Source organism: Accumulibacter sp. (genome assembly GCF_023806625.1).
Classification (GTDB): Bacteria; Pseudomonadota; Gammaproteobacteria; order Burkholderiales; family Rhodocyclaceae; genus Accumulibacter.
Map to the genome: position 1 here is coordinate 1 of NZ_JAMTDX010000088.1, position 12,502 is coordinate 12,502.

Annotated in this window: 7 protein-coding genes and 1 pseudogene; all 8 read left to right on the forward strand. The window is 59.4% G+C overall.

What is annotated here, in order from left to right; genetic code table 11:
• On the forward strand, positions 1–1,973 hold a 1,973-nt coding region (locus NFW05_RS14280; RefSeq protein ID WP_295308220.1), incomplete at its 5' end, for a transglutaminase family protein.
• A 108-nt stretch (positions 1,974–2,081) separates the two neighbouring features.
• Positions 2,082–4,661: a circularly permuted type 2 ATP-grasp protein gene (locus tag NFW05_RS14285; RefSeq protein WP_295308223.1), complete on the forward strand. Its 2,580-nt coding sequence runs from the start codon at positions 2,082–2,084 to the stop codon at positions 4,659–4,661.
• Positions 4,658–5,548 (forward strand): transglutaminase family protein, encoded by an 891-nt coding sequence (locus NFW05_RS14290; protein ID WP_295308226.1) that lies wholly within the window; start codon positions 4,658–4,660, stop codon positions 5,546–5,548. Before NFW05_RS14285 ends, NFW05_RS14290 begins: the two co-directional genes overlap by 4 nt.
• A gap of 166 nt (positions 5,549–5,714) precedes the next feature.
• Positions 5,715–6,015 (forward strand): annotated as a pseudogene (locus NFW05_RS14295) (transposase); the annotation flags it as partial.
• Positions 6,016–6,325: 310 nt separating this feature from the next.
• Positions 6,326–7,120 (forward strand): sulfate adenylyltransferase subunit CysD, encoded by a 795-nt coding sequence (gene cysD / locus NFW05_RS14300; RefSeq protein ID WP_295308229.1) that lies wholly within the window; start codon positions 6,326–6,328, stop codon positions 7,118–7,120.
• Between the two features lie 35 nt (positions 7,121–7,155).
• A complete protein-coding gene (gene cysC / locus NFW05_RS14305; RefSeq protein ID WP_295308232.1) occupies positions 7,156–9,069 on the forward strand; it encodes an adenylyl-sulfate kinase in 1,914 nt (637 codons plus the stop codon).
• Positions 9,070–9,078: 9 nt separating this feature from the next.
• Positions 9,079–10,548, forward strand: a complete 1,470-nt coding sequence (locus tag NFW05_RS14310) for a mannose-1-phosphate guanylyltransferase/mannose-6-phosphate isomerase (protein ID WP_295308235.1) — start codon at positions 9,079–9,081, stop codon at positions 10,546–10,548.
• Positions 10,549–11,867: 1,319 nt separating this feature from the next.
• Positions 11,868–12,502 (forward strand): Wzz/FepE/Etk N-terminal domain-containing protein (locus NFW05_RS14315; RefSeq protein ID WP_295308238.1); only part of this gene is annotated, 635 nt, incomplete at its 3' end.

Genomic DNA, 12,502 nt, shown 5'->3' on the forward strand with positions numbered 1-12,502 from the left:
ACCTTCCCGAGAACGTCGATGCGTTCGATTCCAAGCTTGAATCGGCCGAGGAGCGGGCCCGCCTTGTCCGCGTGCTTGAGCGCGGACTAGCCAATCCGGTGGGATTCATCCTCCCGGTTCAGCCCTGGCAGGCAAAGGGCGGGTCCGGCTGGCGAAGCGAGCGCTGGTCGTTCCGTCGCCGACGCATGTTCCTGATCCCGGGCGACTCGCCGATCGGCTACCGCCTGCCGCTGGAATCGCTGCCCTGGGTACCGCCGGAGGCATATCCGTTCTATTCGCCGGCCGACCCCTTCGCCCAGAGGGGACCGCTACCGAGGCCGGCGGCAGCGCCACATAGTCACGTCGGTGAGCAGATGATGGTCGCTGTGCCCGAGGCTTCCTCGCCTGACGTTGCGCGCCAACATCAGGTCGGTCAGGAAGCCGGCGTGGGGCCGGATGGCGCGGTACGAACGGCTATCGGCATCGAGTCACGCGACGGCGCGCTTTGCATTTTTCTGCCGCCGACCGAAGAGGTTGAGGAATACATTGCCCTTGTTAGCGCCGTCGAAGACACAGCATCGAAGCTCAAGATGCCCGTTCGGCTGGAGGGCTACGGACCGCCATCCGATCCCCGTTTGAACATCATCAAGGTCACACCCGACCCCGGCGTTATCGAGGTCAACATTCACCCGGCGCACAGTTGGGACGAGTTGGTCGCGATCACGACCGCGCTTTACGAAGAGGCACGACTGACGCGGCTCGGCACCGAGAAGTTCATGATCGACGGTCGCCACACCGGCACCGGCGGCGGCAACCACATCGTCGTCGGTGGACCGAGCGCCGCCGAGAGCCCATTTCTGCGCCGCCCGGATCTGTTGCGCAGCCTGATTGGCTACTGGCAGAACCACCCGTCGTTATCGTACCTGTTCTCGGGTCTGTTCCTCGGACCGACCAGCCAAGCGCCCCGTGTCGATGAGGCCCGCAACGATCAGCTCTACGAGCTGGACATCGCGTTCGCCGAGATCCTGGACCCCGATGACGGCGAGACCGCCAAGCCATGGCTCGTCGATCGTATCTTCCGCAATCTGCTGATCGATGTGACCGGTAACACGCATCGTGCCGAGATCTGCATCGACAAGCTATACTCGCCAGAGAGCCCGAACGGACGGCTCGGACTGGTCGAGTTCCGTGCGTTCGAAATGCCGCCGCATGCACGCATGAGCATCGCACAACAGCTTGTCCTTAGGGCTCTCATCGCCTGGTTCTGGCAAAAACCATGGAAGAAGCCGCTGATCCGTTGGGGAACGACGTTGCACGACCGGTTCATGCTGCCACATTTCGTCTGGAAGGATTTCCTGGAGATCGTGGACGACCTTTGCACTGCCGGCTTCGCCCTCAAGGCCGACTGGTTCGCGCCGCACTTTGAGTTCCGGTTCCCGGTCTATGGCAGCGTCGAGCACGACGGCGTAACCATGGAATTGCGTCAAGCGCTCGAACCCTGGCACGTGATGGGCGAGCAAGGCGCGATGGGTGGCACCGCCCGCTTCGTCGATTCCTCCGTGGAACGTCTGCAGATTCGGGTCAGCGGCCTCACCGAAGGTCGGCATGTCGTCGCATGCAATGGCCGGGGCATCCCTCTGCAGCCGACGGGAACACGAGGTGAAGCGGTCGCAGGGGTCCGCTTCCGCGCTTGGCAGCCGCCTAATTGCTTACATCCGACGCTAGGTGTCGACGCGCCATTGATCTTCGATTTGTTCGACACGTGGTCTGGGCGCTCGCTCGGCGGATGCACCTATCACGTGGCCCATCCCGGCGGTCGCAGTTTCGAAACGTACCCGGTGAACGCATTCGAAGCCGAAGCACGCCGAATGACCCGCTTTCAAGGCTTCGGGCATACACCTGGCCAATCTAAGGTTCCGGTGGCGACATCGAGCGCCGAGTACCCGGTAACCGTGGACCTTCGCAGGCATGCGTCGACCGCGGTTCCAAGCTAATATGACGTGCGCGTATTGCACACGCCGGTATCCGCGAGTTGCGCACCTGCGAACATCCCGGTTTCCGTTTCAAGGAGCCGGGCAGCGCCATACGAAAGATTGCGTGACATGAACGCACGGTTGCCGCAAGTCGGCGCGGAGGATCACCAGTCGATCCTGCGGTCCTACGACCTCATCCCTGGCATTTACGACGAAATGATGGATCCGGCCGCTGGACCGCGCCCGCACTGGCAACCGTTCGTCGCCGGCGTTCAGGCGATGACGGAAGCCGACCTGAACGGCTACCTGCGCAAAGCCGAACGTATGTTGCGTGACAGTGGCTTCGCGCATTCGCTCGCAGCATTGGCCGGCGTGCCCGAACGACCATGGGAGTTAGACTTTGTCCCACTGCTCATACCAGCAGAAGAATGGGCGTTACTCGAAGCCGGGCTGGTACAGCGAGCACGGCTTCTCAATGCAGTCCTTGCCGACCTCTATGGCCCCCAGCGGTTACTGGAGAACGGTCATTTGCCGGCGGCCCTGGTGTTTGCGAATCCGCACTTTCTCCGCCCTTGTCATGGTATCGCGCCACGCGACGGCATCTACCTCAACACCTATGCGGCCGATCTCGGCCGCGGACCCGACGGAAGATGGTGGGTGGTCGCCGACCGCACGCAAGCCCCGGCGGGCGCCGGCTACGCACTCGAGAACCGGCTCATCATGTCCCGGTGCATGCCCAACTTCTTTCGCCAGACTCATATTCATCGGCTGGCAGTCTTCTTTCAGAAGCTGCACAATGGTCTGTTGGTGCGCACCGGCCGCGACGATCCGCGCATCGTTCTGCTGACCGACGAGGCGAAGGTCGACAGCTATTTCGACCATTCGTACCTCGCCCGTTATCTCGGCTACACGCTTGCTGAAGGTGCCGACCTCACGGTCCGACAAAACAAGGTCTACCTGAAGACGGTCGAGGGCCTGGTACCGGTCGACCTCATCTTGCGCGGTATCGATTCCGAACTGTGTGATCCCCTGGAGCTCGACACGCAGTCGAGCCTCGGGGTTGCCGGCCTCCTGCAGGCCGCCCGAGCCCGAACGGTGATCGTGGCCAACGCGCTCGGCAGCGGCCTGGTTGAATCGAAGGCGATGATGGGATTCCTGCCCAATCTATGCCGGGTGCTCCTTGATGAGGATCTGATACTTCCAAACACGGCGACGTGGTGGTGCGGACAGGATGACGCGCTTGAGTACGTCGTGCGGAACTTGGACGCAGTCGCGATCGATCAGGCGTTCGAACCGCGCCCGTTGCTCGGGTCGACTTCGGGCCCCATTCTCGGCAGCGACCTGACCGATCGACAACGCGAGCAAGTCATTCAGCGCTTGAAGCGACGGGGCGACGACTTCGTTGCGCAGGAGCTTGTCGTCTTGTCGTCGACGCCGATCTGGCAAGAGGGGGCTTTGCATCCGAGACCGATGTCTGTGCGGGTGTTCATCGCCGCTTCGGAGGACGGATACACGGCGATGCCCGGCGGACTGACCCGGGTTTCGGCGACCGACAACCCCAAAGCGGCGTTGCTCCGACGGGGACAGGGGGCGAAGGACACGTGGGTTCTCTCACATTCGCCGACGTCCACGTACAGTCTGCTGCGCTCGCGCGTTGGCACAATGAGCCCCAGGCGGCGAAGCAAGGACATTCCCAGTCACTCTGCAGACAACCTGTTCTGGTTGGGACGTTACGCCGAACGCGCCGAAGATATGACGCGCGCCGTGAGGAGTGTCGTGCGCCGGCTGACCGAGGACCCGAGCGACCCCCTCGAAGTGACGGTGCTACAGCGGGTGGTGGACGTTCTGCTCGACAAGACCGACATCGCCCCGGCATCGAACGACGAAGTGGGCGCCGGCGTCACCACATCCATCGAACGCCAGATTAACTCTCTAATGTTCGAACCGGCGATCCAATACGGCCTCCAGATTACGGTCGCCGATCTTAAACGGACGGCGACGCTCTCCCGGGACTGGCTGTCGCTGGAAGCATGGCGGGCGCTCAGCCGTCTGCACCTTGAGGCGACACGATCCCGTCTGCCGGGGCGGTTCGACGTGAGCGAGACGATTGAACGAACCGAGGACCTGGTCCAGGCTCTTGCGACATTTAGCGGTCTGGAAACGGAGAACATGACCCGCGACTACGGGTGGCGGTTCCTCGATATGGGCCGGCGGCTCGAGCGAGGTTGGCACCTAGCGCGCATTCTGCGCGGACTCTTGGTCCGTGACGAACCGGAGGAAGACGGCAGCCTCGTTCTGCTCTTAGAGGTCGCCGACAGTATCATGACCTACCGATGGCGCTATCTGGCGACGCCAATGATGGCACCGGTCATCGACCTGTTGCTGCTCGACGAGACGAACCCGCGTTCAGTAGCGTTTCAGATCGCTGCTTTGTTGCAGCACGTAGACAATCTGCCGGCCGTCGTCTCGCCGCCGGCGAGGAGCGACGCGCAGCGCATCATTTTGTCCTTATCGACAGCCGTCCGGCTCGCGGAGATCCCCATCCTGTGTGAAGCGGACGCCGATGGATACCGGGGTACGCTGGCGGCACTTCTCGACCGCCTCGATGCCAGCCTGCCGCGTCTCTCGGAGGCGATTACACGCGACTACTTCAGTCATGCCGAAGCCAGGCGACCCGTCGACCTCAAGCCAGCGGCGGAGGAGGCGTGATCTACGAAGTGAGCCATCGGACCCGCTACCGTTACTCTATTCCGGTGTCGTTCTCTCACCACGTGCTGCATCTGAGCCCGCGGACCTTCCCCCACCAGGTTTGTCATCGGACGGCGCTGTCGATTTCGCCGACGCCAACAATCCAAACCGCGAGGACCGACTATTTCGCTAATCCCGAGACCCACATCACCTTGCAGGAGCAACATAGCGAACTTGTGTTGCATGTCCGAAGCGTGATCGAAGTGCGAGAGACCTCTCGTCCGGTTCCCGCGGAGACCAGACCGTGGGACGAGATTTACGGCTCGCTTGTGTCGGACATCTCCGAGCCAGCGCGGAACGCTCTCCAGTTCGCGTTCGACTCTCCGCGTACACGGTACACCGTGGATCTTCGGAGCTACGCGACAGCATCTTTTCCGCCAGGCCGGCCTGTCCTCGAAGGCGCTCTCGACCTAACGCGGCGGATTTTCCGAGATTTCGATTACGACAAGACGGCGACTACGGTATGGACCCCGATCGACGAAGTTTTTGCCGGTAGGCGCGGCGTTTGCCAGGACTTCGCTCATCTCGAGCTGGCCTGCCTCCGGTCTCTCAGGGTACCCGCCCGCTATGTCAGCGGTTATTTGCTCACCAAGGCACCAGAAGGCAAGGACAAGCTCGTCGGGTCGGACGCGTCCCACGCCTGGCTTTCCGTCTGGTGCCCGGGACACGGATGGATCGACCTGGATCCAACCAATAACCTCCTGGTTTCAGTCGAGCACGTGGCGATCGGTATCGGCCGCGACTACGGAGACGTGAGTCTTGTGAACGGCGTTATCTTCGGTGGCGGAGCGCACACGATCGAAGTGGCCGTGGACGTCAACCCCATCGGGGCAGCGACGATGTCCTGATCGCAGGTTTGGATGCCCCCATTTGCCTGGCGCGGAGCGCGGGTTTGTGATTCGACCGCTCGGTTGGCGAGTAGCCAGAAGGCAGCTTAGATTTTTCAATCTTGACCTGTGCGCCTGAAGTTCCTCCACGAATGAGTAGCGTCCCTCACTTTGAAGGGGATGGACGATGAAGCGGTCACAGTTCACGGACGAGCAGATCATTGGGATCTTGCGTAAGCAGCAGGCTGGGACAAAGGCGGCGGATGTCTGCCGCAAGCGCGGCATCTCGGGAACGACCTTCTACAGGTGGAAGGGCAAGTATGGTGGTCTCGACGTGTCCGAGGCCCGGCGACTGAAGACGCTCGAGGATGAGAACACGAAACTGAAGAAGCTTCTTGCCGAGGCAGTGCTCGACAACGTCATGCTGAAGGAGCTCAATTCAAGGAATGGTGACGCCCGCTGCCAGGCGGCAGGCCGTGGCTCACCTGTGCGGAACTTACGAGGTGAGCCTGCGGTGACATGGTTCGGAGTGGCGCCTTCGACGGCAATCCGCTGGCAGTCGCATCAGCGAGCCATCGCGAGCGCCTACACAACCCCTACGGTACCTCAAGACCGCTTCCGCCCCGGCTATTCGAGCGGTCCGATTGACTCCTACAACTGGATCATGTTTCCTGCCCATCTCCTCGCTATGGCGCCGCATCCGCGCTGGTCCGGTGCGCGCGAACGCAGGCGATTGGGGACGGACCCTCTCGGCAAAGAAAGCCAGCCACCCAAGTACGTCAAACAAACGGATCCACCATGGAACATCTCGACATCATCGAGAGTCAGACGATTTATATTCTGCGCGAAGCGTTCAATAAGATTGATAAGTTAGCGATTCTTTGGTCGCTTGGAAAGGACTCGAACGCACTCCTCTGGATGGTGCGCAAAGCGTTCTTTGGTCATGTCCCGTTTCCCGTGGTTCATATCGACACCGGAAAGAAGTTTCCAGAGATGTATAAGTTTCGTGAACGATACACAAATGACTGGCAATTAGACTTGAAAGTTGGCACATGTCCGCCGGTCGAGGAGATGGATCCAACTTTGCCTCCTGCTGCCCGCTCCGCAGCGCGCAAAACTGCCGGGCTCAAGGCCATGATTGATCGCGAGGGCTTCGCTGGTCTCCTTGTGGGGATTCGTCGCGACGAGGAGGGGACACGTGCTAAGGAACGTGTGTTCAGCCCTCGCGGCGAGCAAAATACGTGGAACTTTCGTGACCAGCCTCCGGAGTTCTGGGATCAGTTTAAGACTGATTTTGGCCCTGGCACCCACCTGCGTGTACACCCTATTTTGCATTGGACTGAGATTGATATTTGGCGGTACAGCAAGCGCGAACATATTCCGATTGTCGATCTCTACTTCTCTCACAATGGCAGGCGATACCGATCGCTCGGTGACCAAGACATAACCTTTCCGGTTGCCAGTGCGGCAGCGACAATAGATGAGGTGATCGACGAACTGCAACATACGAAGGTTGCGGAGCGCTCTGGTCGCGCGATGGATCACGAAAGTGAGGATGCGTTTGAGCGTCTGCGCGCAGACGGTTACATGTAATTCCTAGTGCCAACGAACGTGAATGAACGACGCAAATGTCCATTCCCCCGGTTGCTCCTCAATGCGGGCAGCAAGCAAAGCCGCTCCAACCCCACGCCTCTCTTAAAATCGTAATTGTCGGGCATGTCGATCATGGTAAGTCAAGTCTAATAGGCCGCTTGTTTCACGACACGGGTTCGTTGCCGGAAGGAAAGCTTGAAGCTATCCGCGCTATGAGCGAGCGGCGCGGCATGCCTTTTGAGTGGGCATTCCTCATGGATGCGCTGCAGGCGGAAAGAGACCAGGGTATTACTATTGACGTCTCGCATATTCACTTCCGTACCCCCGTTCGCGAGTATGTGCTGATCGACGCTCCGGGCCATCGGGAATTTTTGAAAAACATGGTCACCGGCGCTGCGCAGGCCGACGCCGCGGTCCTCGTCGTCGATGCGCGCGAAGGTATGCAGGAACAGACGAAACGCCACTCGTACCTCTTGCATCTTCTTGGTATCCGCCAGGTCATAGTGGCAATCAATAAAATGGATCTGGTCTCTCTTGCCCAGAACAGATTTCAGAAACTCTCAAAGGATGTACGGCATTACCTAAGCGAACTTGGTCTCGACCTGCAGCATACTCAAATTATTCCTGTGTCCGCGCGGGATGGTGACAATATCGTTACAAGATCTATACGTATGGACTGGTACGAAGGACCGACCTTAGCGGAGTCTCTCGACGGCATACAACAGCCAGTTTCTGTTCTCGAAATGCCGCTGCGGTTCCCAGTTCAGGACGTTTACAAGTTCGATGAACGTCGAATTGTCGCTGGTCGTATCGAGACTGGGCAGATTCGCGTTGGGGATACACTGATGTTTTCCCCGTCCAACAAGACCGCGCGTGTAGCCTCAATCGAGGCTTGGAATGCCAGGATTCAGCCGGTTGCCGCGCGAGCCGGTCAGTCTATAGGGATAACTCTCGACGAACAGTTGTTCATTGAACGTGGTGAGGTTGCAAGTCTCGTCGCGAATCCTCCGACGCTTTCAAATGTTTTCCGCGGGCGACTGTTCTGGCTTGGGCATGCGCCTCTGAAGGTCGGTAACCGCTACAAGATGAAACTGTGCACTGCTGAGTACACGGTTGAAGTACAGGAGATCGAACGGATCATAGACGTGAACGACCTCGGCATGCGCGAGTCGCAGGAGGTTGAACGCAACGCAGTCGCGGAAGTAGTGCTGCGCGCACGCGGTCTAATTGCGCTTGATCCTTTCGACTATAATATGCTGACTGGGCGCTTCGTACTTGTCGAGGACTACGATATCGTTGGCGGCGGCCTGATCAGCATGGAGGGATACGCTGATCAGCGGCCTACCGGGATCAAATCGAGCAATATCTTTATGGTTGAGCACCGGGTGCCGGAGTCAGACCGCTGGCGAATGAACGGACACCGAGGTGGTATCCTATGGATGACCGGGTTATCCGGTGCAGGCAAGTCGACTCTCGCCTTCAGCCTTGAACACTACCTTTTCCAACGCGGCTATCAGGTTTCCGTGCTTGACGGTGATAACGTTCGCCATGGTCTGTGTTCGGACCTCGGGTTTTCGCCGGAAGACCGCGTAGAGAACATACGCCGTGTAGGCCATGCTGCCGTCTTGTTTGCGCGTGCCGGCTTTCTCGTAATAACTGCCTTCATAAGCCCATACCGCGCTGATCGAGATCGTGTGAGGATGCTAGCACCAGGTCTCTTTCACGAAATTTTCATTGAAGCCGACCTGGAGACGTGCGAGCAGCGCGATCCAAAGGGCCTTTACGCGAAGGCGCGGCGCGGGGAAATCGATGAATTCACGGGAGTTTCAGCGCCATACGAACCACCAAAGCTGGCAGAATTGCAGGTCGATACCATGGCGCACTCTATTGAAGAGTGTCTCGCAAAGCTGACCGACTACGTATCACGGACGTTTGTCGTCACTAAATAAGGGTGCGTTATGATTCGGAGAATAACCCCGGTCGTTCTCTCTGGTGGCGCTGGTACCCGTCTATGGCCTCTCTCGCGGGCGCTGAGACCCAAGCAGCTACTGCCATTAATCTCTGAGAAGAGCCTGTTCCAGGAAACCATCGGGAGAACTCTAGGAAGCGCGTTTGCTCCACCGCTAGTCATCTGCAACGAAGACCATCGATTCATGATTGCAGAGCAGTTACGTGAACTTGAAGTCAGACCAGAAACGATCATCCTAGAGCCAACGGGACGGAACACCGCGCCGGCGGTTGCGGTTGCTGCTCTATTCTTGCAGCGGACGCAACCAGACGGGGTTATGTTGGTGATGCCGTCGGATCACGTGGTTGGCGATGCCGCGGCGTTTATTCGGGTAGCCGAGATCGCAGCCGACGCTGCTGAAACCGGTGCGCTCGTGTCGTTCGGTATCGTGCCGACACGGCCGGAGACAGGCTATGGCTACCTCTGCCGGGGGGAGCCCGTTGCAGGGATCGAAGGTTGCTTCCACATGGGCACCTTCGTCGAGAAACCCGATATCGAGACAGCCGGCCGGTATCTTGCCGACCATCGCTACTATTGGAACAGCGGTATGTTCGTTCTCCCGATCGCGGGCATTCTCGCGGAGATGGAGCGCCTCTGTCCCGATCTCTTGGACGCCTGCCGTGACGCGCTTGCGCAGGCCACAAGTGATCTCGATTTCTGCCGTTTAGCGCGTGAGCCGTTCAATGCGGCGCCAAGCATCTCTATCGATTACGCAGTGATGGAGCGAACCGACCGCGGTGCCCTGGTGCCGGCTGACATGCAGTGGAGCGATGTCGGTTCATGGTCCGCTTTGTGGGAGATCGGCGGTCGCGATGCCGACGGCAATGTTATTCTTGGCGACGTAGTTACAATGGATGCGCGTAATTGTTACATCCGCTCTGAACACAGGCTGGTCGCAGCAGTAGCGGTAGAAGATTTGGTGGTCGTTGATACTGATGATGTCATTCTGGTCGCCCGCATGGATCGCGATCAAGATGTGAAGAAGGTAGTGGAGGTAATCGCGAGGGCAGGCCGCAACGAGCACCTACTGCCGCGCCAAGTCTTCAGACCATGGGGCTGGTACCGGAGTTTGCACGAGGGTAACCGTTTTCAGGTCAAGGAGATCGTCGTCAATCCAGGAGAGAGGTTGAGCGCGCAGATGCACCATCACCGAGCCGAGCATTGGATCGTCGTCACTGGTACCGCGAAAGTCAGCAAGGGCAACGAAACGTTTTACATCACCGAGGACCAGTCGACTTACATTCCGCATGCAACACGGCATTCGCTCGAGAATCCTGGTAAGATTCCCTTGAAGATGATTGAGGTGCAGTCGGGCGCCTATCTTGGCGAGGATGACATTATCCGGTTTGAAGACCTCTATGGGCGCGTACCGACTGAAAAGCCCACTTTGGAATTAGCGAAGACTGCGGAGCCAAGCTAACTCGGATTATGCACGGAAGCCGTAATGCCTTACGCACGGTATACACTTGCGCCTATCGCCTCACAGGTATCGCTCCGGGTGGGGTTATCAGGCGGCGGGTTTGAGGTTGGGTGTGGGGGCCTCTTTCTTCCGTTTGTGGATGTCGTTGCCGAAGGCCTTCAGCGAATTTCTACCCTCCATGCTGCCTCCCTGGTGCGGCAGGCTCGTATGTAGTCGACGAGGTCGTCGTCAAGCGAGGCCATAACTGCTCGCGAGGAAATCACCGCGGTTTTTCCCAAGGTCCAGGTGCAACCCCCATTTGTCCCGGCTGAAGATTCCGGGCGGTAGAAACGCAGCTCGGCAGTATCTGCACGACACTTTGCCAAAGCCGCGCCACCGCACGCCAAAACTCCACGGATGGTTGTTCTTGTGGTTGAACGAGCGTCTTTCTCGTGCAGCATATGCTCTATTTGGGTCTTCTTTAGGGCCTTCCGTCTGGCTCAACGACTGTGCTATCTTGAAGCTGTAAGTAAGGAAGTGCAAGTTTCGCGTTGCTTTGCTGTCGGCCGAGCAACAATGCTGGCTGCGCGTCGCGGGAGGGGGATATGGTGAGCCGTAGAGTCTGTCTGCTCGTCACACTGGGATTGCTGGCAGTGTTAACGCCAAGCCCCAGCGACGAGAACCCAGGCGTCTTGGCTGACGTCGAGACCGCCGGCGAGGCGAGCCCATCATTGCTTGGCGCGCCGCCGGCCTCCATCGCTCCAGCAGGGCTCCAGTCCCGCACGGCCGGCGGCGAGACCGGGTTGTATGCTGCAATGGCCGGCCCGCCCCCCAGCCCTTGGGCGGTAGCAGCCTTTGGCCCGCTGGACGGCGTGCAGCGCGAATTCCTTTCAGTCTTCATTCTCGTCGCCACCGTGTTGGCAGCGATGGTGATCACGGGCCGCATCCGCAGGGGGGATCCTCCCATTGGTGGCGACTGCTGTTCCGGTGCCGATGTCACCCCCGTGCCTCGCAGAACTCCGACGGCCACCCGCGGTAGAGGGAACTGACACTCACCGGGAGCTTCTTGCAATGCCTTACCGTAATGGGTCTGGTGTCACGCGGAAGGCGGCTATGTGCATGCGTTTTGGCAGCAGTGCCCCGCTGCGACGGATAGCCTGGGCGGGGGAGAACGGGCTGCTATTGGGGATTGCATAAATAAGGGGTGATTATTACCGTCAAGGTTGCAGGCGCTTTTCCACCGGCTGGATCAGCATGGTAACGCTGCGGTGCCTTTTTTCAGCCAGTGCGCGCTTACCGGGCAAGCGCTCGCATTAACCCTCAGAAGGTGACAGACGACCATGGATCAACGGCTTACGACCGCCACTCAATCGGAATCCACAGAGCCGCGGCGCCGGCCACTGGCTGCGCTAGACAGTGAGCTGCGCGAGACAATCCGCAGCTTTTGGCGGCACAAGTGGGCGATCTTGGGCGTCGTGGTTCTACTGACTGGCATCGCGGTCCTATACGTCCAGACCGCGACGCCGCGCTACACGGCAGAGCTTCAGGTCGTATTCGAGAACAAGACCGGGCCGCTGTTCGATTTCCAGGCCGCGGTCGCCGGCGCCCCGCAGGACGAGGCCTCGATCCTGACCGAGATCGAAGTCATCCGCTCGCGCAAGCTCGCTGACCGGGTAATCAAGGCGCTGCAGCTCGACCAGGACCCGGAATTCAACGGCAAGCTGCGGCCGCCCAGCGCTTTTGCAACGTTTTTCAAGGACACACTCGGCCTGAACCTTTTTCCTGCAAGGGCGCCGAATGAAACCGACCCGACTCAATTGACGGTTGAAGAACTCCGCGACAAGGAGAATAACAAGATCATAGACGCCGTCCTCGAGGACGTGCAGGCGAAGCAGATCCCGCGCTCCCGCGCCGTCGTCATCAATTTCACCTCCGAGAGCCCCCGGACGGCGGCGCGCGTTCTCAACACGTTGTC

Bases quoted from the DNA above. Each gene is read 5' to 3' on its own strand.
- NFW05_RS14285 (WP_295308223.1), top strand. From the start codon at position 2,082: ATGAACGCACGGTTGCCGCAAGTCGGCGCGGAGGATCACCAGTCGATC.
- cysD (WP_295308229.1), top strand. From the start codon at position 6,326: ATGGAACATCTCGACATCATCGAGAGTCAGACGATTTATATTCTGCGC.
- cysC (WP_295308232.1), top strand. From the start codon at position 7,156: ATGTCCATTCCCCCGGTTGCTCCTCAATGCGGGCAGCAAGCAAAGCCG.
- NFW05_RS14310 (WP_295308235.1), top strand. From the start codon at position 9,079: ATGATTCGGAGAATAACCCCGGTCGTTCTCTCTGGTGGCGCTGGTACC.